A 25,014-nucleotide genomic window follows, 5' to 3' on the forward strand; every position below is an offset into this window, starting at 1 on the left:
TGAAAGTTGCTTTGAAACGCCAATTCACTGACTTGAAAAATACCGCCATCACCAAGCCAACTGTGCGGGTGGCGCTGCTGCTGCCGGATCAGGTGTGGGCCGGCTCGGCGTTCCTGGCGCGCGAGCTGCTGCAGGTGGCCGGCACGCTGCTGGCCCACAACAAGGACGTGGCAGCCAGCGCGCTGTTCGAGGTCGTCCAGGTGGGCGCCAGCCGCACCGCTGTGGCCAGCTTCGGCGGCGCCTGGCTGAAGCCGGACCTGGTGGCCGGCAGCAGCGCGGACCAGCAACAGTTTCAGGTGTTGATCCTGCCCACGCAGTTCGCGCCCGAGGGCGAATTCAGCACCAGCGACCGCAAGCTGGCGCCGTGGATCGCCGCCCAGCATGCGGCCGGCGCGCTGGTGGTCAGCCTGGGTGGCGCGGTGCTGCTGGCCAAGAGCGGGCTGCTGGAGGGCAAGCAGGCCACGGGCGTACGCAGCGAGGCCCCCGTGTTTGCCAAATACTTCCCCGGCGTGCGCTACACGCCGTCGCGCCAGATCGTGGTCAACGACCAGGTCATCTGCGCCGGCGGCATAGCCCCCACGGCCGATGTGTTGGCGCATGTGGTGCAGCGCTTCTTCGGCCGAAGCGCGGCGCAGAAATTCCTGCGCTACACCACCACCGGACCGCTGCCCTCACCCGAGCACCTGGCGGTGTGGAGCGCGCAATTTCGCCAACACCAGGACAAGCAGGTGCTGGCCGTGCAGGAACTGCTGGAGCGCGACATCGCCCACCCACCCCGCCTGGCCCAATTGGCAGCACGCGTGGCCTTGAGCGAACGCGCGCTGTCGCGCCGCTTTGCCGCCGCAGTGGGCGTCACGCTGCGCCAGTACGCCGCCAACTGCAGGTTGGAGCTGGCGCAGGCGCTGCTGCGCGGCACGCGCGAGCCGCTGACGCAGGTTGCCGACCAGTGCGGCTACGCCGGCACCAGCGCGCTGGTGCATGCGTTCACCGCCAGGCATGGCGTGAGCCCACGGCACTACCGCATGCAGGCGCTGCACGAAGCGGCCACCGGCACAGACTGACGGCTAACGGCAGGCCGCAACCGGCTGTTCCCGCGCCTCGGGCTTGCGCAAGCTTTCCTTGTCAAATGGGATGTAGCCCATCCAGAACCACGGCAGACAGGTGCGGCCGAACAGACTTTCCACCAGCGGGAAGAACATGCGGTCGCCGCGCGCGCTGTTGCTCAGCACCACCAGCCCATCGCGGCTGGCCGCAAAGCCCAGCGCGAAGTTGTTGGTGCCGGTGTCGTTGCCCTCCTTGAAGAAGGCTGGCCCCAGCGGCGACTGGTAGGTGGCCCAGCCCAGGCCGTAGGCCAGGCCAATGTTGTCGTTCACATGGGTCTCGCCAGGGAAATGCGAGGGAAACTGCTGCGGCGAGACGATGGCAATCTGCCGGCTCAGCATGGCCTGCTGAGAAGCCTGGGACAGGCCCTCACCGCGCAGCACGCCAGCCAGGAACTGCGCGTAATCGTCCGCCGTGGTGTCCATGGAGCCGGCGGCCCGCGCGCGCGAACGCCGGCTGTGCGGTACCTGCTTGCCCTGCTCGTCATAGCCGGGGGCCTCACGGCCTTCGAAGTCGGCACGCCAGTCCATGCTGGTGCTGCGCATGGCAAAGCGGTCGAACACGCGCTGTTGCATCAACCGGCCCAGCGGCTGGCCGGTGCGCTCTTCCACCACCAGCTGCAGGATCTGCGAGCCCTCGCCGGAATACACATAGCGGCTGCCCGGCGGGTACTTGATGTCCAGCTTGCCGTTGTCGTTGATCCAGCGCCAGTTCAGCAGGCCGGACGCGTGCGACAGCAGCATGCGCGGCGTGAATTGCTGCCAACGCGGGTCGGCAGCCAGATCGGCGAACTCGGGGTACTGCGGTAGCGGCTTTTTCAACTGCTGCGGCAGTGGCGCGTCCAGATCAATCAGTTTGTCATCCGCCAGTTGCAGCACCAGGTGGGCGAAGGCGGCCTTGGTCAGCGAGGCGGCGTACATCACGCTGCCGGTGGCCAGCGGCTTGCCGGTGGCCAGATCCGCATAGCCATAAGCGCGGTGGTAGACCGGTTGGCCGTCACGGATCAGCACCAGCACCAGGCCCGGCACCTGGGCCTGGCGCATCAGCCCGGTGACGCGACTGTCAATCTGCCGGGCTGGCAGCGAGGCGCCACCTGGCACCTGCCACACGAAGGTCGACGCCTCGGGCTCCGCCCAGGCCATCTGGCCCGCCCAGACCGGCGCGCACAGCGAGAGCAGACCGGCCAACAAAAAAGCAATGCGCATTGGAATTCTCCCCGAAACAGCGCCACGTCCGGCCAGCATTTGCTGGCTGCGACGGCGGCAGTTTAGCAAGCGGGGCGGTGTGGGATCGCCTTCAGGCCACGCCCATGGCAGGGGCGACACCCGGCGCCAGCGCGTCGAAGGTGGTTTCCACCGCTGCGCAGGCGAACACGCTGTCGCGCCCAGCGGCTTTCGCCTGGTACAGCGCGCGATCCGCCGACCCGAAGAGTTCCTCCATGCTGACCGGTGCGTCCGCACCGCAGGTGGCGATGCCAATGCTGATCGTCACCCTGCCTGCGGCATTGCCATCATGGGGAATGGCCGCACGGGTGATGTGGGTGCGTATCTGCTGCGCAACCTCATTGGCGCCCTGCGCATCGGTGCCGGGCAAGACCACGGCGAACTCTTCACCGCCGTAACGCGCCGCCAGATCTCCCGGCCGCTTGGCGGCGCCCGCAATCACGCTGGCAATGCGGCGCAGGCAGGCGTCACCACGGAGGTGGCCATAGCTGTCGTTGAAGACCTTGAAGTGGTCAACGTCAATCATCAGGAGCGAGATACAACGCCTCTCACGCTTGCAGCGCTGCAATTCGACGCTCATGCAATCGTCCAGGTGCCGCCGGTTGAAAATCCCGGTCAAACCGTCGCGGTTAGCCAGGTCCATCAGGCGGCCGTTGGCGGCGGCCAATTGCGCATAGAGCGAAAAGGTTTCCAGCAGCAGCACCACCAGCACGAAACTGGCCGCCGCCAGGCCATAGATGCGGCCGGCATAAAAGCCCAGGTCATAACGCCCGGCATTGAGCACCGCGCTCAACGCAATGTCAAACAACCATGCGCACATGGTCACCATCAGCCAGGTGTCCAGCACCGCGTGGCGGCGCCGCCGCCACAGCGTCGCCAATGCCATCAGGCTGAACACCCAGACCGTGGTGACAACCCCTGCCATGGCGGGTGTGTAGTGGTTGCCGGCCATGACCTCCGGCAGCAACGCCACGCCGGTTGTGGCCAGCGCGACCAGCAGGAGCACCGCCAGCAACACGGCACCCACGGCCCACACAATGACCACCATGGGTCGCTTCGCCACCGGGGGGCTGGTGTTTTTGCTGGATGCGTAATACAGCACGGCCAATGGAAAGCCGGCGTGCCAGAACATGTACAACCACGCGGTGCTCTGGGCCGTGCCCGGCAACAAACCGGTGGGTGCGAACAAACCCGGAAAGCTCAAGGCATGAACAACCGCGATCAGCGCGGTGAACAGATAACCACCGGCCAGCACCAGCAGTGCCCGCGAACGCAGCATGCTGAATTGCCCGAACAACAGCACGGCGGTGATGAAATCACACACCGCCAGTGTGGACTGGTAGACCGCAATGAAGATCGGCGCCTGCGGCAACGCGGCGCGCGCAAAAGGCGCGGTCGCTGCAAAGGCGAGGCAGGACACCAGCACCACGGCCAGAGCAAATCGTCGCTCACGCGGCTGCGCAGGCAACGTCGATAAAAACGCGGCTTGATTTCCCACGACTCGCCCCGCTTTCTCAGCGCGCCGGCCCGTCAGCCTCTGCTTACGGAAGCCCGTTGCGCTTGCACGGCTGCTCAAAACGACCCTGTTATGCCCTGAAGTGTAGTCACTTTGCGCCACAATGCCAGCAAATGAATGCGCAGGGTGGTCCCGCGCGGTGTGCGCGCTCTTACGCCGGCGCCAATGCCGGCGCCAATGCCAGCTCCACCCGGTTGCGCCCCAGGGCTTTCGCCTTGTACAAGGCCTCGTCGGCCAGCTTCACCAGCAACTCGGCGCTGCTGCCCTCGCCCGGCAACAGGGAGGCCACGCCTGCGCTGGCGGTGACGACGCCGAAACGCGACAGCTCGTGTGGCATGGCCAGGTGTTCCAGCGCCTCGCACACCGCCTGCGCGCGTATCACCGCCGCGCTGGCGCTGGTGCCAACGCAGATGAAGGCGAATTCCTCGCCACCGTAGCGTGCCACCAGGTCGCCCTCGCGCCGAGCGGCGCCGCTCAGCACCTGGGCCACGCGGCGCAGGCATTCGTCGCCGGCGGGGTGGCCGTAGCGGTCGTTGTATTTCTTGAACCAGTCCAGGTCCAGCATGGCCAAGGCCAGCGGCTGGCCAGAACGTTGGGCGCGGGCCCATTCGCTGGCCAGCACCTGATCGAACCGGCGGCGGTTGGCCAAGCCCGTCAGGCCATCGGTGGCGCTGAGCGCGGCCAGTTGGTCGTTGGCCTGCTTCAGCGCCAGGGTGCGCTCGGCCACATGCTGCGCCAGCAACGCGTGCTCCACAGCCAGCGCGTTCTGGGCGGCGATGCGCCGGCGCCGGCTCACCACCAGGGCCACGATCAGCAGCGCCTGCACTGCCACGGCAACCACCACCGCCAGGGCGTGCCAGCCCTGGGCCAGCCAGGGCCGGGCGTCACGCGGGTTGATCACCACACTGCCAGCGGGCAGCAGGGCCGGGTCTATGCCCCAACGCTGCAAAACCTGATCGTCGAACATGTAGGTCTTTAGGCCGGCGTTCAGCGAGGCGGGGTCTGGCGCCAGCGGCAGGCCGAGAGCCAGGCGGGCGATCAAGTCGCCCACTGCCTGGGCGCTGATCACATAGCCGCCCACCACACCCAGCCCCAGGTAGATGTCGTGGTGGCTGAACACCGGCACACTGGCGCGCAGCAGCAGTTGGCGCAAGGTTTCCAACGGCAACTGCCGTGCGCCGGTGTTGTCCTGAAATACCGGAAACCAGAGCAGCACGCTGCCCTGCGGCAACTGGCTGGCACGGCGGTACAGCTCCTCATAGCTGAAATCGTTCCAGACCTCCAAGGCAGTCTGCAGGGACAACACTGAGCCGGTGCGCCGCAGCTTGGCGGTGATGGCCTCGCCATAAGGCGTGTGGTCGGTCACCACCACCACCTTGCGGGTTTGCGGCAGCAGCTTCAGCACCGCCTCGGTGGCGCCGGGAATGTCCTCCTCCACGCTGACGGTCGTGCCCTTCACCAGTAAGCCCGAGTGCCCCACATTGCCGAGCAAATAGCGGGGGATGCCGGGGAACAGGTCCGGGTTGGCATTGAGAAAGTCGAACGCGTTTTGCCCTTCGGCCACCACCAGGTCCAGCGGCATGCCGCTGTATCGCTGGACCAGCAGCTCCAGGAAGGCCGCCTGCGCCTGCGGAGCGGCAAAGCGCAGCGCGTCCAGCCGCTCCTCGAACAACGCGGGCTGGGCTTCCAACGGCAACCGGGCCAGGTGCTGGCGCAAACCGGCCAGCACACCGGCCTGCCAGGGCACCTGGTCGTGCCGGGAGTAAATGACCAGGATGCGCCGCCGGGCCGGCGGCTCCGACACCCTGGCCTGGACCGGGACAATGCGGGCATCGGTCGCACGGGGGGCGCTTTGCGCTGCTGCCTGGCTGCACCACAGCGCCAGCAGGAAGAGCAACAACACCTGCAAGCCGTGCGCCGTCACACGTGGTCCGACCCCAGGGCCCTGACGGAAAAATGGGGCAGCGCACATCATGCGAAAACTCTAGCGCAACGGCCAACGCGGCGCCAGCGTGTAAGCCCCCGAAGTGGGCCAGGCCGCCCGCCTGTCAAGGCTTGCCGAGCTCGCCCTTGAGGAACAAGTCAGCGTCTGGCGACACCTGGCGCAAGCGCGCACCGTCGAAAAACTCCGCCACGGGCAGGTCAGCCAGCAGCCGCCCGCGCTCCAGGTACAGCACGCGGGTGGCCAGGCGCTTGACCTGGCCCAGGTTGTGGCTGGCAAACACCAGCGTCAGCGGCGGCCGGCCCGGCGCCGGCTGGCGCCCGGCAGCGGCAAATTCAGCAATCAGCCGCTCCACCTCGCGCTTGGCGTGCGGGTCCAGGCTGGCGGTGGGCTCGTCCAGCAACAGCACGTCGGGCAGCACCGCCCAGGCGCGGGCCAGGGCCAGCCGCTGCTGCTGCCCGCCCGACAGCGTGGGCGCGGGGCGTTGGGCCAGCTCGGCCAGGCCCACACTGGCCAAGGCCTGCTGGGCCTGCACCTTGGCCTGGCGCCAACCACACCCCGCCAGCCACAGCCCCAAAGCCACGCTGTGCAACACCCGGGCGCGGAACATGTGTGGCCGCTGAAACACCATGGCCTGGCGGGCGCGCTCATCGCTCACCAATTCGCCCGCGCTGGGTGTCGCCAAACCGTGCAGCAGGCGCAGCAGGCTGCTCTTGCCGCTGCCATTGGCCCCCACCAACGCCACCGCTTCGCCATGGTGCAGGCGCAGGCTCAGGCCCTGCAGGGCCTGCACGCGGCCCAGCCGCAGGTCCACATCACGCAATTCAAACAGGGGGCTCATGACAGGACTCCGGGCTGGGCCGAAAGCCAAGCCGTGTCACCCTCCTGGCGCATGCGCCAGCGGCGCAACAGGCCCACCAGCAGGTGCAAGGCCAGCACCACCGACAGCAGCACCAGGCCCAGGCCCAATGCCAGCGGCAGGTCGCCCTTGCTGGTCTCCAGCGCTATGGCGGTGGTCATCACACGGGTAAAGCCGTCGATGTTGCCGCCAACGATCATCACCGCACCCACCTCGGAAATGGCGCGGCCAAAAGCCACCAGCAGCACCGTCAGCAGCGCGTAGCGCTCATCCCAGGCCAGCAACAGCGCTCGCAGCGCGCGCCCGGCCCCGAGCGAGGCGAGCTGCTCGCCGTGGCTGGATTCGGCCGCATGCACCGCCTGGCGTGTCAACGCCACCACCACCGGCAACACCAGCAGACCTTGAGCCAGCACCATGGCCTGGAAGCTGAACAGCCAGCCCAGGTACCCCAGCGGCCCGGTGCGCGACAGCAGCAGGTACACCAACAGGCCCACCACCACCGAAGGCAGCGCCAAGGCGGTGTTCAGCAGTGCCAGCAGCAGTGCCTGGCCGCGAAACCGCGCCACCCCCAGCCAGGCGCCCAGCAGCAGCCCCAGGCCGGCCGCCAGCGCGCAGGCCAGCAGGCTGACCGACAGCGAGCGCGCCACAATGCGCCACAGCAGCGGGTCGGCAGCCAGTATCAGATGCAGCGCGGTGGCGGCGCTGGCGCCAAAGGATTCCATGGACCGGAGTATCGCAGCGCCGGAGGCTGAGCTATTACACCGCGCAGGAACGGAAGCCGGTGAAGGCGTCGTCGCGCTCGGGCGTCAGGAAATGTCGGAACTTGACATGCTTCAAGCGCGCGCGGGTGGCGAACGAGCCGCCACGCAGCACCTTGTGGCCAGCGCCGAAATACGGTTCCGAATAGGCTTGCCAGGGTCCGGGCCGAAAGCCCGGATAAGGACGAAAACTGCTGCCCGTCCACTCCCACACATCACCGCTGCGAAAGCCACGCCCCAGCAGCGTGCTGGCCGCCAGTTCCCACTCCACCTCGCTGGGCAGGCGCCGGCCAGCCCAGCGGCACCAGGCATCGGCTTCCCACCAGGTCATGTGCATGGCCGGCTGGCTGCCCTGCATGCGCATGGCCTTGCCAAAGCGCGTCTGCATCACCGCGCCGCTGGCCACGCCAATCTGATCGACGTAGCGCGGGCCGCGCCGGCCCTCCAGCGTGGCCTTGTCCTGCAGCCATTGCCAACCCTGCGGATGCCACAGGCCGGCGTCGTCATAGCCGCCATCGTCCACAAACTCGACGAACTGCGCCCAGCTGACTGGCTGGGTATCGATCTCGAACTCGGGCACGGCCACCATCTGCCCCGGTTGTTCGTTGTCAAAGGCAAAGCCCTCGCGCGGCGTGCCGCCCTGCTGCCAACGGGTGGCCGGCACCAGCAACGGCGCGCGCACCAACATGGGGCCAGCCTGCGGCAGATCCAGCGGCAGGCCCAGGATCTGCGCCATGGTGACCAGGTGCTCGGACTGCATGTCCTCATGGAACAAGGCCAGGCGAAAGAAGTACAGCCCGTCATCGGTTTCCGGCGTCTTTTCCAGCAGTTCCAGCGTGGTCTCCAAGGTGTCCAGCAGGTACGACTTGATCACCGCCAGCTCCGGCAGGGCCACGCCCCAGCGCTCCGCAGGGCCGACACGCCCGGGATCCCACCAGTTGTCGGCCTGCGGCTCTATGGAGGCCAGGCGTGCACCGCCGCCGTCGCCCTGTGGGCCCAGCTGGCGCTGCAGGTTGCGCGCGATCCACCACTCGGAAAACCAGCCCACATGGCCCAGCAGCCACAGCGGTGGCGTCAGGCCCGGCCAGGGCGGCAGCAGGAAGTTGACGCTGGCCAGCGCGGTCTCGAACTGCGCCATCAGGTGCAGGCTGTGGTTGCGCGCGTCCATCAGCGCCAACGACAGCAACTCGCGACCGGCGCCGCGCATGCCGGGGGAGTCGATGGCGCGCAAGTGCGCGGTGGGCAAAGCCTGGGACATGGTGGGCCATTATTGACGCGCCTGGCGCACCCTGTCGACAGCCCCGCCATGACCACGGAACCTCCGGGATAACACCGGATGATAGGGGCACGGCCATCGTCTATAGTTGCGCAACACAACAAGAGGGGTCCCACGCCACCATGAAGCCGTTACTTCAATTGGCACATGGCATAGACTGGATCACCGACCGCTTCGCCGGCCTGGCCAAGTGGGCGGTCATCCTGTCATGCTTCATCAGCTGCCTGAATGCCGTTGTACGGTATACGTTTGACTACAGCTCCAACGGCTGGCTGGAAATCCAATGGTATATGTTTGCCGCCTGCGTGATGCTGGGCGCGGCGCAGGTGCTGCGCGTCAACGAGCATGTGCGGGTGGATGTGCTGTACAGCCTGGCTTCCGCCCGCGGGCGCGTCTACATCGACCTGTTCGGCCTGATCTTCTTCCTGCTGCCGGTGATGGCGCTGATGCTGTATTACGCCACGCCCCTGTTCGTGCGCATGTACGGCTCCGGTGAGATGTCCAGCAACGCCGGCGGCCTGATACGCTGGCCGGCCATGCTGATGCTGCCGCTGGGCTTCACCTTGATGCTGCTGCAGGGCCTGGCCGAGATCATCAAGCGCGTGGGTTGGCTCCGGCACGAATACGAGATGGATCTGCATTACGAGAGGCCGGTGCAATGAGCATGCAAGACTTCGCCCCGTGGATGTTCGCGGGGCTGATACTGATCATGCTGATCGGTTTCCCGGTGGCGTTCTCGTTGTCGGCGCTGGGCGCCCTGTGCGGGTTCATCGCCATCAGCATGGGCTGGTTCCCGGCGGAGTTCATGGCCAATGTGCCGCTGAACGTTTTCGGCATCCTGTCCAACGAACTGCTGCTGGCCATCCCCTTCTTCACCTTGATGGGCTCCATGCTGGAGAAATGCGGCCTGGCCGAGGACATGCTGGACTCGATGGGCCAGCTGTTCGGGCCAATACGCGGCGGCCTGGGCTACTCGGTGATCATCGTCGGCTTCATCCTGGGTGCCATCACCGGCACCGTGGCCGGCCAGGTGATCGCCATGGCCATGATCTCGCTGCCGGTGATGGTGCGCTACGGCTACAACATCCGCTACGCCACCGGCGTGCTGGCCGCCTCGGGCACCATCACGCAGCTGGTGCCACCGTCACTGGTGCTGGTGGTGCTGGCCGACCAGCTGGGCAAGTCGGTCGGCGACATGTACAAGGGCGCCTGGGGCCCGTCCATCCTGCAGGTGCTGATCTTCGCGCTGTACACCTTCATGCTCAGCCGCATTCGCCCGCAGGACGTGCCCGGCGTGCCGAAGTCGGCGCGCACGCTGGATGGCTGGGCGCTGTGGAAGAAATGCCTGCGCGGCATCATTCCCTCGGCCATCCTGATCTTCGCCGTGCTGGGCAGCATGGGGGGCCTGCCGGGCATGAAAACGGCCATCGCCACGCCCACGGAGGCCGGCGCCATGGGCGCGGTGGGCGCCTTCATCCTGGCGGCCATGCACAAGCGGCTGACCTGGGACCTGGTCAAGCAGGCCATGACCGGCACCATGCGCGTGACGGCGATGGTGGTGTTCATCCTGATCGGTTCGCGCCTGTTCTCACTGGTGTTCCAGGGCGTGGACGGCGCCATCTGGATCGAGCACATGCTGAGCAACCTGCCGGGCGGTGTGATCGGTTTCCTGATCGTCGTCAACCTGTTCATCTTCTTCCTGGCCTTCTTCCTCGACTTCTTCGAGATCGCCTTCATCATCCTGCCCATGCTCGGCCCGGTGGCGGCCAAGATGGGCATAGACATGATCTGGTTCGGCGTGCTGCTGTGCGTGAACATGCAGACCAGCTTCATGCACCCGCCGTTCGGCTTCGCGCTGTTCTACCTCAGCGGCGTGGCCGACACCATGTTCAAGCAAGGCTCCCTGCCCGAACGCATCAAATCCAAGGACATCTACCTCGGCGCCATCCCCTGGGTGCTGCAACAGGTGCTGCTGGTGGGCATTGTCATTTTCTTCCCCTACACCGTGACCGTGTTCCTGGACAAGGAGCAGAAGATCGACATCGACAAGGTGAAGATTGAAGGCCCCGAGCAGCGCGACCGCAGCGGCGAAGACTCGCAGCGCAGCATTGAAGAGCTGTTCAAGAACGCCTCCAAGGACGAGCCTGCCGCACCGGCCTCAGCGCCCGCGGGCGGCAAGAAGTGAGCGACGCTGGCGCCTCGGCGCCCTGGCGTGTGGAGGGGCCGGCGTTCTCGCCTTTCGTCAAGGCGCTGGCCACCTCGCTGGTGGCAGCGCTGGCGGTCTGGGGCCTGCGCGCAGCGCCGGCGCTGCGCAATACCAACTGGTCCATGGGCACACTGGCCTTCATGGCCCTTGTGCTTGCCGTCATTGTGCTGGGCTACTACTGGATCCTGGTGAGCCGCACGGCCATGGATGCCACCCACATCCGCCAGACCTGGATGTGGCCCAAGGTGGTGGCGCTGAATGAGGTCACGCAGGCCAAGTTCATCTATGTGCCCTACCTGAGCTGGCTGGTCGCACCGCGCCTGGTGGTGCGGGTGCAGGGGCGCGGCATGTTCGTTTTCCATGCCGCCAGCCCTGCTGTGCTGCGCGCGTTTGCCCACTTCAGCCTGGGCAACATGCCGGCCACCCTGGCCGGGAATTGAAAAACCCCGCGACGGCGGGGTTGTGCGGACGCCGGGCCAGGCAGCCCTGGCCGCCTGATTACAGCTTTTGCGCCTGCATGAAATCGTCGAAGCTGGCCTCGGCGAAGCGGAACCACAACACCTGGTCGTTGCGGAACTTGATGAAGTCGTCGAACACCTTCTTCCAGCGCGGGTTGGTGGCGGACATTTCGGCATACACCTCGTTGGCGGCCTTGAAGGACGCTTCCATGATGGGCTTGGAAAACGGATGCAGCTTGGTGCCGCCGCCGACCAGGCGCTTCAGCGCCGCGGGGTTGCGCGCGTCATACTTGGCCTGCATGTCCACGTGGGCATAGGCGGCGGCCGATTCCACGACGGCCTTGTACTCGGCTGACAACGCGTCAAAAGCCTTTTGGTTGATGAAGAAGTCCAGCTGCGGACCGCCCTCCCACCAGCCGGGGTAGTAGTAGTGCGGGGCAATCTTGTTGAAGCCCAGCTTCTCATCATCGTACGGACCCACCCATTCGGCGGCATCAATGGTGCCTTTTTCCAGCGCGGGGTAGATATCGCCGCCGGGGATGTTCTGCGGGATCACGCCCAGGCGCTCGATCACCTTGCCGGCGAAGCCGCCGATGCGGAACTTCAGGCCTTTCAGGTCGGCCACGGTGTTGATTTCCTTGCGGAACCAGCCGCCCATCTGGGCGCCGGTGTTGCCGCCGGGGAAGTTCATGATGTTGTAGCCGGCATAGAACTCACGCATCAGCTTCAGGCCATTGCCTTCGTACATCCAGGCCGTCATCTGGCGCGAATTCAAGCCGAAGGGCACGGCGCAGCCCAGCGCAAAGGTCGGGTCCTTGCCAAAGAAGTAGTACGGCGCTGTATGGCCGGCTTCCACGGTGCCGTTCTGCACCGCGTCCAGCAGTTGCGGCGCCGGCACGATTTCACCCGCGGCATGCACGGAAATGACGAACTTGCCGCCGGTCATGTCGCTGACCTTTTTGGCAAACACTTCGGCAGCACCAAAAATGGTGTCCAGGCTCTTGGGGAAACTGGACGTCATGCGCCAGCGCACCGTGGCCTGGGCATGCGCCGAGGGCGCGACGCCAGCGGCCAGCACACCGGCAATGCCGCCATGCTTGAGGATTGAACGACGATCCATGAAAGTGCTCCTGTCTAGGTTTGAAAGGGTCGTGCCGGGAAGGCAAACACGCGTCCCGGGGCAGCCGAGCCATTGTAGGAAGCGGTGCACAGCGAAGGCGTGGGGGTTTTCCCTGTTCGACCCCGACGGGCCGAACAGGGGTTGACCGCCAAGCGGTTCCGAACCCTGCTTTCGAGATCGAACGAAAAGCGGCGTTACGCTACGATTTTGAGAGCGGGCCGCATCTGCTCCACCAGCGCGGGGAAGCGTTGCGCAATGGAAGCGCGGATGCCGTTGGCGTCCAGCCCCTGCAGGCTGAGCAGCTTGGCCGGGTCGCCGTGCTCGATGAACTCGTCGCGCAGGCCCAGGTGCAGCAGCGGCTTGAGCACGCCGGCGGCCTGCAGCGCCTCGGCCACGGCGCTGCCGGCGCCACCCATCACGGCGCCCTCTTCCACCGTCACCAACGCCTCATGCTCGGCGGCCACTTGCAACAGCAGCTCGGTGTCCAGCGGTTTGGCCCAGCGCATGTTGACCACCGTGGCGTTGATCTGCTCACCCACCTCCAGCGCCGGGTACAGCAACGTGCCGAAGGCCAGGATGGCGATGCCCTTGGGTGCGACTGCGGCGGCGCTGGCATGGGCCCCAGTGGCCTTGCGCCGAATCTCGCCTTTGCCATAGGGCAGCGCCTGCAGACCCGGCTGCATGGCCGCCCCCACCCCAGCACCGCGCGGGTAGCGCACCGCGACGGGGTGGTTCTGCTCGAAGGCGCTGGTCAGCAGCTGGCGGCATTCGTTCTCGTCAGCCGGGCAAGCGATGCCCATGTTGGGAATGCAACGCAAGTAGGCGATGTCGTAGGCACCGGCGTGCGTGGCACCGTCGGCCCCCACCAGGCCGGAGCGGTCCAATGCGAACACCACCGGCAGGTTTTGGATCGCCACGTCGTGGATCAGCTGGTCGTAGGCGCGCTGCAGGAAGGTGGAATAGATCGCCACCACCGGTTTCAGCCCTTCGCAGGCCAGGCCGGCGGCAAACGTGACCGCATGCTGCTCGGCGATGCCGACATCGAAATAGCGGTCGGGGAAACGCTTGTCGAACTCCACCATGCCCGAACCCTCACGCATGGCCGGGGTGATGCCCACCAGACGCTGGTCCTTCTCGGCCATGTCGCACAGCCATTGGCCAAACACCTGGCTGAACGTGGGCTTGGGCGGCACGGCGGGTTTCTGCATGCCCACCGCCGGGTCCATCTTGCCGGGGAAATGGTAGGCCACTGGGTCGGCCTCGGCCAGGTGGTAGCCCTTGCCTTTCTTGGTCACCACGTGCAGGAACTGCGGCCCCTCCAGGTGGCGGATGTTTTCAAGCGTGGGCACCAGGGAATTGAGGTCATGGCCATCGATCGGGCCGATGTAATTGAAGCCAAATTTCTCGAACAGCGTGGCCGGCACCACCATGCCCTTGGCATGCTCTTCCAGGCGCTTGGCCAGCTCGAACAGCGGCGGCGCGCCCTTGAGCACCTGCTTGCCGACGTTCTTGGCGGCCGAGTAGAACTGCCCGCTCATCAACTGCGCCAGGTAGCGGTTCAGCGCGCCCACGGGCGGGCTGATGCTCATGTCGTTGTCGTTCAGAATCACCAGCAGGTTGCAGTTGGCCACGCCGGCGTTGTTGAGAGCCTCGAAGGCCATGCCGGCGGTCATGGCGCCGTCGCCGATGATGGCCACCACCCGCCGGCCCTCGCCCTTGTGCTTGGCGGCCATGGCCATGCCCAGAGCGGCCGAAATGGAGGTGCTGGAGTGGGCGGTGCCAAAGGTGTCGTACTCGCTCTCGGAGCGCTGCGGGAACCCACTCAGGCCGCCCATCTGGCGCAACGTGCCCATGCGCTCGCGCCGGCCGGTCAAGATCTTGTGCGGGTAGGTCTGGTGGCCCACGTCCCACACCAGGCGGTCGTGCGGCGTGTTGAACACGTAGTGCAGCGCCACCGTCAATTCCACCGTGCCCAGGTTGGAGCTCAGATGCCCGGTGGTGCGCGACACGCTGTCCAGCATGTAGCTGCGCAGCTCATCGGCCAACTCGGGCAGTTGCTGGCGTGACAGCTTGCGCAGGTCTACGGGATCGTTGATGGTGTGTAGCAGTGAAGTCGTCATGCTGTCATTTGTCCCGGTTGACCACCATTTCGGCCAGCGCCCTCAGGGGCTGGATGTCCGGCAGTTTGCTGTCTTCCAGCGCGCCCAGCGCCTGGCCCAGCAGTTCCTGGGCGTAGCGGCGCGAGGCGTCCAGCCCCAGCACCGACACGTAGGTGGGTTTGTCCTGGCTGGCGTCCTTGCCGGCGGTCTTGCCCAGGGTGGCGGAGTCGGCCGTCACGTCCAGGATGTCATCCACCACCTGGAAGGCCAGCCCCACTGCCGCGCCGTAGCGCAGCAGGGCCTCGACGCTGTGCGCAGCCGGTCGGCCGCAGGCGGCGCCCATGGCCACGCTGGCCTGCAACAGGGCACCCGTCTTGAGCCGGTGCATCTCGCGCAGCTGGTCTTCCGTCAACGGCATGCCCACGCTGGCCAGGTCGATGGCCTGGCCGCCGGCCATGCCCGCGCTGCCGGCCGCGCGCGCCAGCAGGCGGCACAGCCCTGCCTGCATGGCCTGCGGCACCTCATCGCCCTCAGGTGTCAATATCTCGAAGGCCAGCGCCTGCAGCGCGTCGCCCGCCAGCAAGGCCCCGGCTTCGCCGAACTTCACATGCACCGTGGGCTTGCCCCGGCGCAGCACGTCGTTGTCCATGCAGGGCATGTCGTCATGCACCAGCGAATAGGCGTGTATCAACTCGGTGGCGCAAGCCGCCCGCAAGGCCGCCTGCGGGTTGCCGTCCACGGCGTCGCAGGTGGCCAGCACCAGCAACGGGCGCAGCCGCTTGCCGCCGTCCAGTACGGCGTAGCGCATCGCCTCCACCAGTTCGGCCGGGGCGCCGTGGCTCAGGCCAGCGGGCTCCTCGGTGGCCACCCAGGCCATCAAGGCCTGTTCCACCTGTTGCAGCCGCAGCGCGCTCCAGGTCGCCAGATCAAATACGGGGGCCTTCACTCGGGTGTCCATGTCTTCAGCACGCCTTCATCCAGCACCTTGATCTGGTCTTCCACCGCCTGCAGCTGGTCGCGGCAGTATTTGAGCAAGCCGGCGCCACGCTGGTAACCGGACAGCAACTGGTCCAGCGGCATGTCGCCGCTCTCCAACCGGGCCACCAGCCTTTCAAGCTCCTCCAGCCCCGTCTCGTAGCTGGCGGGGGCAGCGAATTCAGCGTTGGCGGTCGGCGGGGTGGCCTTGGGCATGGGGGCGGTGCTCTCAATCTTCTAAACCACCAATTTTAGGCGGCACGGACAGGTCGCGTACCCACCCCCCGGTAAAACTTATGGGCACCCTGCTCCAAACACCGGCGAATCCGCACCCAAACTGCACAGGCGAGGGTACAATCCCCCCTCTTTTGTCCGGCGCAACCATGAGGCCGGTCCGTCAATCAGCGCCCCCTTCCCCATGAGGGCGCGATTCTCCCTGTCACCGACCATCGGGGGAGTCTTTAGGTCAGGTCACCCATGTCTGATTTAAGTCTTCAACTGCAACAGGCCAACAGCCAACTACCGGTTTCCAGCTATTTCGACGAGGCGCTGTACCACCGCGAAATTGCCGCACTGTTCAAGAATGGCCCGCGCTATGTGGGCCACCAACTGAGCGTGCCCCACCCGGGCGACTACTTCACGCTGCCGCAAGAGCAAAATGGCCGCGCGTTGGTACACGGCCCGCGCGGCGTGGAGCTGATCTCCAACGTCTGCCGGCACCGCCAGGCCATCATTTTGCAGGGCCGCGGCTCGCTGAACCAGGCGCAAAAGGGCAGCGCCGGCGGCAACATCGTGTGCCCGCTGCACCGCTGGACCTACAGCCCCAGCGGCCAGCTGCTGGGCGCCCCGCATTTCGCCCAGGACCCCTGCCTGAACCTGAACAACTACCCGTTGCAGCAATGGAACGGCCTGCTGTTCGAAGCACCATCGGACGGTAAGGGCTGCGATGTCGCCCAGGATCTGGCCGGCATGGGCCCGCGTGCCGACCTCGACTTCACCGGCATGGTGCTGGACCGGGTGGAACTGCACGAGTGCAATTACAACTGGAAGACCTTCATCGAGGTCTACCTGGAGGACTACCACGTGGGTCCGTTCCACCCCGGGCTGGGCCAGTTCGTCACCTGTGAAGACCTGCGCTGGGAGTTCAAGCAGCGCTATTCCGTCCAGACCGTGGGCGTGGCCAGCCGGTTGGGCAAGGCCGGCAGCCCGGTCTACGAGCGCTGGCAAAAGGCGCTGCTGGGCTACCGCAACGGCGAACCGCCCAAATACGGCGCCATCTGGCTGACCTACTACCCGCACGTGATGGTGGAGTGGTACCCGCACGTGCTCACCGTGTCCACGCTGCACCCCATGGGGCCGCAGAAGACGCTGAACATGGTGGAGTTCTACTACCCGGAAGAAATCGTCGCCTTCGAGCGCGAATTCGTCGAATCCCAGCAGGCCGCCTACATGGAAACCTGCCTGGAGGACGACGAGATCGCCGAGCGCATGGATGCCGGCCGCCTGGCGTTGCTGCGTCGCGGCGACAACGAGGTGGGGCCGTACCAGAGCCCCATGGAAGACGGCATGCAGCACTTCCACGAGTGGTACCGCCGCGCCATCGCATGACCCTGTTGCCGCGCGCTGGAGCCTGACGCATGCAGGCCTTGTGGATGGTGCTGGCCACGTTGTTCTTCGCCACCATGGGCGTGGGTGTGAAGCTGGCGTCCGTCAGCTTCAACACCGCCGAGCTGGTGTTTGCCCGCGGCATTGTCAGCATGGTGTTCATGGGCCTGGTGCTGCACGCGCGCGGCGTGTCGCCGCGCACCACGCTGTGGCGCATGCACGCCTGGCGCAGCACCGTCGGCGTGGTGTCACTGGCAGCCTGGTTTTACGCCATCGCCCACCTGCCGCTGGCCACCGCGATGACGCTGAACTACATGAGTGGCATCTGGGTGGCCACCTTCATCATCGGTGGCGCCATCCTGTACGGCCAGGCGCAGCGCCAGGGGCCGCTGCTGCTGACCGTGCTGGCCGGCTTTGCCGGCGTGGTGCTGACGCTGCGCCCCACGCTGGACCAGGACCAGCTGCTGGGCGGCCTGGTGGGCCTGTTCTCGGGCATGACGGCGGCGCTGGCCTACCTGCAAGTGGCGGCGCTGGGGCGACTGGGTGAGCCGGAGGAACGCACGGTGTTCTACTTCTCAGCCGGCTCGGCACTGGTTGGCGGTGTGGCCATGCTGTTCACCGGGCTGACGCCGCTGGAGCAGATACGCTGGCAGTCGGCCGCCTGGCTGGTGCCCATAGGCGTGCTGGCCTCCCTGGGCCAGTGGTGCATGACACGCGCCTACAGCCACGGCACCACGCTGGTGGTGGCCAGCCTGCAGTACTTCGGCATCGTGTTCGCGGCGCTGTACAGCCTGCTGCTGTTTGGTGACGCCATCCCGCTGCTGGGCTGGCTGGGTATGGCCGTCATTGTGGCCAGCGGCGTGGCCGCCACGGTGCTGCGCGCCCGCGCGCTGCCCAATACCCCTGCCGAAGAACACTGACCCCTGCCCCTGCCTGGCCATGCCCAGGCCGCTACGATAGGCGTCTGGCCCCAATGGAGACCCCATGTACACCACCCTGATCACGCCCGAGCAACTGCAAGCCTTGCAAACCAGCGGCCAACCGCTGATGGTGTTTGACTGCAGCTTCGACCTCGCCAACACCGCGCTGGGGCAGCAACAGTACCAAGAGGGGCACATCCCCGGCGCCGTCTACGCCCACCTGGACACGGCGCTCAGCGCCAAGGGGCAGCCCGACGCCCGCTCCGGCGGGCGCCACCCGCTGCCCTCACGCGAGAAGTTCGCCGCCTGGCTGGGTGCGCAAGGCTTTGGCAACGGCATGCAGGCGGTGGTGTATGACCGCCAGGGTGCCCATTACTGCGGCCGCATGTGGTGGATGCTGAAATGGCTGGGCCACGAGGCGGTGGCGGTGCTGGATGGCGGCTGGCCGGCCTGGACGGCCGCCGGTGGCGCCGTGGCGCGCGGCAACGAGCCGTCACGCCCAACCAGCACCTTCACGCCCGGGCCCGAAGGCGCACGCCTGGCCACCACGGACCAGGTGCAACGGCAGCTGGGTGCGGACGCCCAGACCATTGTGGACGCCCGCGCCACGCCGCGTTTCAAGGGCGAGGTGGAACCGCTGGACCCGGTGGCCGGCCACATTCCCGGTGCGCTGAACCGCCCATTCACCGGCAATTTCCTGCCTGACGGCCGTTTCAAGCCGGCAGCGCAACTGCGCGCCGAATTCGACGCGCTGCTGGCCGGCCGCACCCCGGACAGCGTGGTGCACCACTGCGGCTCCGGCGTCACCGCCACGCCTAACATCCTGGCGATGGAAATCGCCGGCCTGGGCCGGCCGGCGCTGTATGCGGGCAGCTGGAGCGAATGGTGCAGCGATCCGGCGCGGCCCGTAGCCAAAGGCTAAGTCGTCATTTAGCCAAAGGCTAGATCGTCATCCAACCAAAGGCTGGTTCAGGCCGCGGGCTTGTCGCGCTGCCTGCGTTGGATCAGGCAGAAACCATGCCCAAAGGGGTCGCAGCAAAAGGCGGCCGACCCATGGCCCGGGTTGTCAAACACCTGTTCCGCCACTGCGCCCGCTGCCACGGCCTGGGCCAGGGTGGCCTTCAGGTCATCCACATGGAAGTCCAGATGGACGGGCGTCCAATGCCGCTCGTAGCGCCGTGTGTCTGACGTCTGGGGGGAAGGTTTCGTGCCGGGGGCCTTGTGCAGCAGGCAAATTTCCACCGCATCCGCGCGCATGACCGCCACGCCCGGGTAAGGCTCGGACACCTTGGCAAACCCCAGCGCCTGGGTGTAGAAGCGCAGGCCCGCCTCCAGGTCTGGGACATCGATGCTGATGGAAGCCGTGATCATGGCGGATTTCCTTATAGCGGGGCGGGGCCGCCAGTATCCCCTTGCGAAGCACGCCGGGGCAAAAAAAATTGCCACGCGAACGAATCCGCGTGGCCAAGAGGAAGGAAACCCAAACGAAAAATAAAACTGTTTCAGGCCGGCGGGTTGACGCCCATGTGGCGCACGCTGCCGGAGCCGGCGATGGAGGACTTGGTCAGGTTGCCCTCGCCGTAGAACTTGACATCACCCGAGCCGGCCACGCTGACCTGCAGCGTTTCGCGCACCCACAGGGCGGCGTCACCAGAGCCGGCGATGCTGATCTTGACCTTTTTGGCCGACAAACCGGAGGCCTTCAGGTCGCCGGAGCCAGCAATCGTGCCTTCCATGGAGTTGGCGGCACCGTCGGCGACGAAATTGCCGCTGCCGGAGATGGCCACGCTGAGGTCATCCACCTGCAGCGCCTTGATGCTGATGTTGCCCGAACCGGCCACGCGGGTGCGCAGCTTCAGCGTCTTCAGCCCGTTGGCGTAGATGTCGCCCGAGCCCGACACAGACAAGCCCTCGATTGAGCGCGCGTTCACCGTCACCTTGATGGTGTTGCGGCTGCTGTAGCTGCCCTTCTTGGCCAGGCGGATCTTCAGCCGACCGTTTTCGACCACGGTTTCGATGTGGGGCAGCAGGTTGTCGTCGGCCTCGATGGTCACGCCCTCGGTGTTGCCCTGGATCACCTCCAACTTGCCGGAGATGTCCAGCGCCACCTCGTTGAAGCCGCTGACCGCGCGCTTCTCGGTGGCCAGCTTGCCCGAGCCCTGGATAGACGGCCCCCAGTCCCAGGCCTGGGCCGGGCTGGCCAACAGGGCCGCGCTGCCCAGCAGCGTGACGGCGGCGAATGTCTTGAGGAATTGCAGGCGGTTCATCATGGTGGTCTCCTGGCGGCCCATCAAGCCTTGTGTGCGCGAATCGTCACCGTGGGCAGCACCACGCGGCTGGCGGTATCCGCCTTGGCCATCAGGGCGGGTGCCTGCACGCCGCGCTGCGACATGTCGTTGGCGCCCCACAGCAGCGAACCATTGACCGCTGCCGTCACCAGAACCGCGGCGACAAAGCCACCGAGCTTGCTCGCCAGTTTCGTGTTGTTCGTGTAGTTCATCTTCATTCTCCATCCGTTGCGTTTTCAGACCCTGGGGCCGATGGTTGAACTGTACGCACGGCACCCCTGGCGGTCACGCGGCATGCGACGAAATGCAGGTCGCGGGGAAGAATGGGGCCATTTGCCTGACGAAACGGCGCCGCCCAGGGTGACAACAAGCCTGCAGGCGGGTTCAGGCGTGGTGCACCAGGCGGCTGACCCCGCTGACCAGCGCAATACCCGTCAGCAGCCAGGCAATCTGCGCCAGCGTCTGGCGCGCGCCCAGGCGCTTTTGCAACTGGGGAATCAGGTCGGCCAGCGCCACGTAGATGAAGCTGCTGGCCGCCACCACGAGGAAATACGGCAGCCAGCCCTGCAGGAGGTCCAGCAGCCAGTAGCCCAGCAGGCCGCCCAGCGCCGTCACCGCGCCGGCCAGAGAGACCTTCAGCAGGGCCACCCGGCGGTTGCTGGAGGTCTGGCGCAACACCACCAGGTCGCCCATGTGGTGCGGCACCTCGTGCGCCAGCACCGACAGCGCCGCCACCAGCCCCAGGCGCAGATCGGCCATGAAGGCCGAAGCGATCAGCACGCCATCGCCAAAGGCATGCACGCCGTCGCCCGTCAGCACCGCCCAGCCGCCGCTGCGGCCGCTGGGGTTGGCGCCGCCAGCGCCATGGCCATGCGCGTGCCCAGGCTCGCCATGGGGGTGGTCGTGGTGGGTGTGAGCGTCGGCGCCGCCTTGGGGTTCGTCATGCGCCGCGCCATGGTGGTGCTCGTGGCCGTGGTGCCACAGCTCAGCCTTGTCCAGCAGGAAAAAGAACACCAACCCCGCCAGCAGCACCATGAACAAGCGGTCGGCAGGCAGGCTGCGGGCCTCGAAGGCCTCGGGCAACAGGTGCATGAAGGCGGTGGCCAGCAAGGCACCGGCGGCCAGGCTGAGCATTTTTTGGGTGCTGCGGGCCAACACGCCCACACTGAGCGCGGCGGCCAGCCATACACTGCCTATGCCAGCCAACAGCGTGCCGGCCAGGATTGCCATCAGGGTCATGGAATGCTGTTGTTCGGTCGAAAAGCCGCTGTCGGCCGCAAACGGGGCCGCTGCACGCGGCAGGAGGCGACATTGTGCGCGAAAACGGCCGGCCCCTTGGCTTGCATGCCTTTCGCAGGCTCCTCAAATGACCGCTGCACTGGTAGACTGGCCGGTTCATCCACGCAACCCCATGGCCCGGCCAAGCCTACCTGCCCCACGGAACACCGCTGCCTTGCCGGTGAACTGGACAGCGCCTGCGGTGCTGGTGTCCACGGCCTGTGCGGGCGCCGCCTGGTGGCTGGGCTGGGTGGTGCTGGCCGCTGCGGCTATCGCTGTGCCGCTGGCTGCGCTGGTCTGGCAAGGCCAGCACCTCCGCCGGGCCCGCGCCAGGCTGGCCGAGGCCGCCCAGGCCGCCGAGCGCGCCGAGCAAGCCCAACGGGTGCTGTTGCAGGCACAGCAGGAAGCCCTGCGGGCCAACACCCTGCTGGAACGGGTGATCGAGGCCCTGCCGGTGGGCATAGAAATCTACGACGAAGCGCAACGCCTGGTGATCTTCAACCAGAAGCTGGCCGAGTTTTACCCCAAGATGGACTATGCGGGGAACATCGGCACGCCGTTCGAGACCCTGTTGCGCGAGGCCGTGGCGCGCGGGATCGTGCCGGCCGCCATTGGCCGCGAAGAGGCCTGGGTGCAGCAGCGGCTGGCCGAGCACGGGCGCCGGGGCGAGGTCATCCAGCCACTGCTGTCAGGCCCACGCCACATGCGCATCCACGAGACCCGCACGCCCGAAGGCATCGTGGTGACCACGCGGATGGAAGTCACCGACCTGATCCACCAGCAAGAGGCGCTGGAAGCCGCCCGCCAGGATGCGCTGCGCAGCCGCCAGCTGCTGGAGGCTGCGCTGGAGGCCATGCCCATAGGCATAGAAATCTTCGACGAGCAGGACCGCATGGTGCTGCACAACCAGGTGCTTGCCACGCTGGTGCCGCTACCAGGCGACGGCTCGGAGATCGGCCAGACCTTCGAGGCCATCCTGCGGCGCAACCTGGCTGCCGGGCGCATCCCCGACGCCGTCGGGCGCGAGGAGGCGTGGCTGCGCGAGCGCCTGGCCCAGCGCGGCCGGTTGAACGGCCCGCTGCTGCAACGCACCAGTGAGGACAGCTGGATCAACACCTACGAGACCATCACGCCGGCCGGCTACGTCGTCAGCGCCCGCGCCGATGTGTCGGACCTGATACGCAAGGAGCAGGAGCTGGCCGCAGCCAACGAGTTGCTGGCCGAGCTGTCGGCCACCGATGGGTTGACCGGCATCGCCAACCGTCGCCGCTTCGACGAGGCACTGGCGCAGGAATGGCTGCGCGCCACCCGCGCCGGCACGCCATTGAGCCTGCTGCTGATCGACATCGACCATTTCAAGGCCTACAACGACCACTACGGCCACCTGGCTGGCGACGAATGCCTGCGCTGCGTGGCGCAAATCCTTTCGGACTGCCTGCGCCGCGCGGGTGAACTGGTGGCGCGCTATGGTGGTGAGGAATTCGCGCTGCTGCTGCCCGGCGCCGAGCTGGAAGAGGCCCAGGCGTTGGCGCAACGCTGCTGCGAGCGGCTACGCGAGGCCGCCATAGACCACAGCAACTCCAACACCGCTGCGCACCTGACGCTGAGCATTGGCGCGGCCACCATCAGCCCGCTGCCCTCGCAAAAGCCCGAGCTGCTGATCACGGCCGCCGACAACGCGCTGTACCGCGCCAAGCACGCTGGGCGCAACCGCTGCGTGGCGGCGCCGCCAATGCTGGCCTAGGCAGCTTGACCGCCGGTACGGGTCCGCGACTTGACCGCCGGTACGGACTTACGCGGCAGGCGGCGCCGCCACAAACACCACCTGGTCGCGGCCCTGGCTCTTGGCCGCATACAAGGCGGCATCCGCCCGGCGCATGAAGCTGTCGGCATCGTCGCCAGGGCCCAGTGCGGTGGCGCCTATGCTGACCGTCACGTGCAGCGGCGCCCCGCCGGCCGGCAGCGCCACTGCGGCATCGGCCACCAGCTTGCGCATGCGCTCCAGCGCCAAGGTGGCAAAGGGCTGGTCGGCATCGGGCATCAGCACGGCGAATTCCTCGCCACCCAAACGGGCAAAGCTGTCACTGACGCGTATGTGCTGGCGCACCACCTCGGCAAAGCGTTGCAGCACCCTATCGCCGACGGCGTGGCCGTGGGTGTCGTTGACGCGCTTGAAGTGGTCGAGGTCGAACATGGCAATGGCCAGCGGGTACTTCTGCCGGTGGCTGCGTGCGACCTCCTGGCCCAGCGCTTCGGAAAAGCGCCGCCGGTTCATGCTGCCGGTGAGAAAGTCAGACTCGGCCTGCTGCTTGAGCTGGGTGTTGAGGCTGCGCAAGTCCTGGTTGGCACGCAGCACATGGCGGCGATACGCCTGAGCGCGCAGCACGAACAGCGTCGTCATCACCAGCGCCCAGACCGCCAGCACCGATCCAGCGGACGCCACGATGAACAGCCACTGGCGCTGGCTGTCGATGACGACCAGGCCGTCCAGGTCTTCCATCACATGCACGGTCAGACCTTCCTCGGCGATCGGCAACTGACGCCGCAGCACCAGGTTGTCGCGCGGCCCCAGCACCTCCACCAAGGGCTGCCGGGCGCGCCGGGCTGGCTCCAGGTGCAGCTGCGGGAACTCGGCACGCCCATACACCTGCAGGCGACTGGCAGTGTCGGCCTTCAGTATTGGCGCGCCGGGCAGGGCATGGAACAGGTAGTCGCGCTGGTCAGCCAGCACCACCACGCCCAGGTCATCCGCCACCAGACAACCGGCCAGGCGCATGCGCAGGCCAATCTGCGCCATGTCGGCCTTGACGGTGACGACACCAATGACCTTGCCGCTGGCGCGCACCGGGAATGAGAAATACAGGCCCGGCACCCCGGTGACCCGCCCGACGGCAAACTGGTGGCTGGGCTGGCCGGCGAGTGCCAGTTTGAAATAGTCGCGGTCGGCAAAGCTCTTGCCCACCACGGTCTGCGGGGTCTCGAAATTGTTGGCAGCCAGCACCTGGCCTTTGGCGTCCATCAGGTACACCAGCTCCACCATCCAGAAGCGTGCGCTGTTGCTCAGCAGCCGGCTGGCGGTGGTGGCCGCCATGGGGTCATTGGGCCGCGCCAGCGCGTTTTGCAGGCGCGGCTCGCCGCTCAGGTACTCGGGCAGGCCAATCAGCTGGTTCAGCGCGACGTCGAAATCCTGCGCCAACTGCTGCTGCCGCTGGTCCAGCGCCTGGTTGGCCCTGGCCATCAACTGGCCGTACTCGTCGTCGGCCCAGCGAGCCGTTGCCAGCCAACACAGCACCACTAAAAACGGCGCACACAGCAGCATGATCCCCAGCGTCAACAGGTAGGGAGACTCCTCAATCCAGTGCTGAAAGCGTGCGCCCAATCCCTGCATGG

The 25,014-nt window shown here is 66.6% G+C and carries 23 protein-coding genes; 8 read left to right on the plus strand and 15 right to left on the minus strand.

Annotated features, from left to right (window positions below; genetic code table 11):
* The first annotated feature begins 32 nt into the window (after window positions 1–32).
* Entirely contained in the window at window positions 33–1,061 is a 1,029-nt protein-coding gene (locus tag AC1DX2_RS09200; protein WP_477196036.1) for a GlxA family transcriptional regulator, read from the plus strand.
* 3 nt (window positions 1,062–1,064) lie between these two features.
* Here AC1DX2_RS09200 and AC1DX2_RS09205 read toward each other — a convergent pair whose 3' ends face one another.
* From AC1DX2_RS09205 to senA, 6 genes are all read right to left on the minus strand, one after another.
* Window positions 1,065–2,306 (minus strand): serine hydrolase domain-containing protein, encoded by a 1,242-nt coding sequence (locus tag AC1DX2_RS09205; protein WP_477196037.1) that lies wholly within the window; start codon window positions 2,304–2,306, stop codon window positions 1,065–1,067.
* A 91-nt stretch (window positions 2,307–2,397) separates the two neighbouring features.
* Window positions 2,398–3,942, minus strand: a complete 1,545-nt coding sequence (locus AC1DX2_RS09210; RefSeq protein ID WP_477196038.1) for a sensor domain-containing diguanylate cyclase — start codon at window positions 3,940–3,942, stop codon at window positions 2,398–2,400.
* Between the two features lie 49 nt (window positions 3,943–3,991).
* Complete coding sequence (locus AC1DX2_RS09215; protein ID WP_477196039.1) at window positions 3,992–5,764, minus strand: diguanylate cyclase; 1,773 nt, start codon at window positions 5,762–5,764, stop codon at window positions 3,992–3,994.
* Window positions 5,765–5,888: 124 nt separating this feature from the next.
* Window positions 5,889–6,623, minus strand: coding sequence for an ATP-binding cassette domain-containing protein (locus AC1DX2_RS09220; protein WP_477196040.1), 735 nt, complete (start codon window positions 6,621–6,623; stop codon window positions 5,889–5,891).
* Window positions 6,620–7,363: an ABC transporter permease gene (locus AC1DX2_RS09225; RefSeq protein ID WP_477196041.1), complete on the minus strand. Its 744-nt coding sequence runs from the start codon at window positions 7,361–7,363 to the stop codon at window positions 6,620–6,622. The genes AC1DX2_RS09220 and AC1DX2_RS09225 overlap by 4 nt, the downstream gene beginning before the upstream one ends.
* A 34-nt stretch (window positions 7,364–7,397) precedes the next feature.
* The gene (senA, locus tag AC1DX2_RS09230) at window positions 7,398–8,657 is read right to left on the minus strand and encodes a selenoneine synthase SenA (protein WP_477196042.1); all 1,260 of its coding nucleotides are present in this window, start codon (window positions 8,655–8,657) and stop codon (window positions 7,398–7,400) included.
* A 140-nt stretch (window positions 8,658–8,797) separates the two neighbouring features.
* On the opposite strand from senA, the gene AC1DX2_RS09235 reads away from it, so the two are divergent.
* The 3 genes from AC1DX2_RS09235 to AC1DX2_RS09245 are packed head-to-tail and all read left to right on the plus strand — an operon-like array spanning window position 8,798 to window position 11,321.
* The gene (locus AC1DX2_RS09235) at window positions 8,798–9,337 is read left to right on the plus strand and encodes a TRAP transporter small permease subunit (protein ID WP_477196043.1); all 540 of its coding nucleotides are present in this window, start codon (window positions 8,798–8,800) and stop codon (window positions 9,335–9,337) included.
* Window positions 9,334–10,860 carry a TRAP transporter large permease gene (locus tag AC1DX2_RS09240; protein WP_477196044.1) on the plus strand — a complete coding sequence of 509 codons (1,527 nt, stop codon included), beginning with the start codon at window positions 9,334–9,336 and terminating at the stop codon, window positions 10,858–10,860. Before AC1DX2_RS09235 ends, AC1DX2_RS09240 begins: the two co-directional genes overlap by 4 nt.
* Window positions 10,857–11,321: a hypothetical protein gene (locus tag AC1DX2_RS09245; RefSeq protein ID WP_477196045.1), complete on the plus strand. Its 465-nt coding sequence runs from the start codon at window positions 10,857–10,859 to the stop codon at window positions 11,319–11,321. The genes AC1DX2_RS09240 and AC1DX2_RS09245 overlap by 4 nt, the downstream gene beginning before the upstream one ends.
* Before the next feature lie 58 nt (window positions 11,322–11,379).
* Here AC1DX2_RS09245 and AC1DX2_RS09250 read toward each other — a convergent pair whose 3' ends face one another.
* The 4 genes from AC1DX2_RS09250 to xseB all read right to left on the minus strand — a co-directional run bounded on the left by AC1DX2_RS09250 (window position 11,380) and on the right by xseB (window position 15,749).
* Window positions 11,380–12,459: a TRAP transporter substrate-binding protein gene (locus AC1DX2_RS09250; protein ID WP_477196046.1), complete on the minus strand. Its 1,080-nt coding sequence runs from the start codon at window positions 12,457–12,459 to the stop codon at window positions 11,380–11,382.
* Between the two features lie 194 nt (window positions 12,460–12,653).
* Complete coding sequence (dxs, locus tag AC1DX2_RS09255; protein WP_477196047.1) at window positions 12,654–14,579, minus strand: 1-deoxy-D-xylulose-5-phosphate synthase; 1,926 nt, start codon at window positions 14,577–14,579, stop codon at window positions 12,654–12,656.
* Between the two features lie 4 nt (window positions 14,580–14,583).
* The gene (locus tag AC1DX2_RS09260) at window positions 14,584–15,516 is read right to left on the minus strand and encodes a polyprenyl synthetase family protein (protein WP_477196048.1); all 933 of its coding nucleotides are present in this window, start codon (window positions 15,514–15,516) and stop codon (window positions 14,584–14,586) included.
* Window positions 15,501–15,749, minus strand: a complete 249-nt coding sequence (xseB, locus tag AC1DX2_RS09265; protein WP_477196049.1) for an exodeoxyribonuclease VII small subunit — start codon at window positions 15,747–15,749, stop codon at window positions 15,501–15,503. The genes AC1DX2_RS09260 and xseB overlap by 16 nt, the downstream gene beginning before the upstream one ends.
* Before the next feature lie 261 nt (window positions 15,750–16,010).
* Here xseB and AC1DX2_RS09270 point away from each other — a divergent pair, with 261 nt between their 5' ends.
* The 3 genes from AC1DX2_RS09270 to AC1DX2_RS09280 all read left to right on the plus strand — a co-directional run bounded on the left by AC1DX2_RS09270 (window position 16,011) and on the right by AC1DX2_RS09280 (window position 18,980).
* The gene (locus AC1DX2_RS09270) at window positions 16,011–17,141 is read left to right on the plus strand and encodes an aromatic ring-hydroxylating oxygenase subunit alpha (protein ID WP_477196050.1); all 1,131 of its coding nucleotides are present in this window, start codon (window positions 16,011–16,013) and stop codon (window positions 17,139–17,141) included.
* A 29-nt stretch (window positions 17,142–17,170) separates the two neighbouring features.
* Window positions 17,171–18,058, plus strand: a complete 888-nt coding sequence (locus tag AC1DX2_RS09275) for a DMT family transporter (RefSeq protein ID WP_477196051.1) — start codon at window positions 17,171–17,173, stop codon at window positions 18,056–18,058.
* A gap of 64 nt (window positions 18,059–18,122) precedes the next feature.
* Window positions 18,123–18,980 carry a sulfurtransferase gene (locus AC1DX2_RS09280; protein WP_477196052.1) on the plus strand — a complete coding sequence of 286 codons (858 nt, stop codon included), beginning with the start codon at window positions 18,123–18,125 and terminating at the stop codon, window positions 18,978–18,980.
* Between the two features lie 47 nt (window positions 18,981–19,027).
* Here AC1DX2_RS09280 and AC1DX2_RS09285 read toward each other — a convergent pair whose 3' ends face one another.
* The 4 genes from AC1DX2_RS09285 to AC1DX2_RS09300 all read right to left on the minus strand — a co-directional run bounded on the left by AC1DX2_RS09285 (window position 19,028) and on the right by AC1DX2_RS09300 (window position 21,585).
* The gene (locus AC1DX2_RS09285; protein WP_477196053.1) at window positions 19,028–19,429 is read right to left on the minus strand and encodes a VOC family protein; all 402 of its coding nucleotides are present in this window, start codon (window positions 19,427–19,429) and stop codon (window positions 19,028–19,030) included.
* Window positions 19,430–19,560: 131 nt separating this feature from the next.
* The gene (locus AC1DX2_RS09290) at window positions 19,561–20,328 is read right to left on the minus strand and encodes a head GIN domain-containing protein (RefSeq protein WP_477196054.1); all 768 of its coding nucleotides are present in this window, start codon (window positions 20,326–20,328) and stop codon (window positions 19,561–19,563) included.
* Window positions 20,329–20,348: 20 nt separating this feature from the next.
* The gene (locus AC1DX2_RS09295; protein WP_477196055.1) at window positions 20,349–20,558 is read right to left on the minus strand and encodes a hypothetical protein; all 210 of its coding nucleotides are present in this window, start codon (window positions 20,556–20,558) and stop codon (window positions 20,349–20,351) included.
* Window positions 20,559–20,730: 172 nt separating this feature from the next.
* Window positions 20,731–21,585, minus strand: a complete 855-nt coding sequence (locus AC1DX2_RS09300; RefSeq protein ID WP_477196056.1) for a ZIP family metal transporter — start codon at window positions 21,583–21,585, stop codon at window positions 20,731–20,733.
* 220 nt (window positions 21,586–21,805) lie between these two features.
* On the opposite strand from AC1DX2_RS09300, the gene AC1DX2_RS09305 reads away from it, so the two are divergent.
* Window positions 21,806–23,368: a GGDEF domain-containing protein gene (locus AC1DX2_RS09305; protein WP_477196057.1), complete on the plus strand. Its 1,563-nt coding sequence runs from the start codon at window positions 21,806–21,808 to the stop codon at window positions 23,366–23,368.
* 48 nt (window positions 23,369–23,416) lie between these two features.
* Here AC1DX2_RS09305 and AC1DX2_RS09310 read toward each other — a convergent pair whose 3' ends face one another.
* Window positions 23,417–25,012 carry a sensor domain-containing diguanylate cyclase gene (locus AC1DX2_RS09310; RefSeq protein ID WP_477196058.1) on the minus strand — a complete coding sequence of 532 codons (1,596 nt, stop codon included), beginning with the start codon at window positions 25,010–25,012 and terminating at the stop codon, window positions 23,417–23,419.
* Window positions 25,013–25,014 lie beyond the last annotated feature (2 nt).

This window comes from Hylemonella sp. P2_B10, from assembly GCF_056404875.1.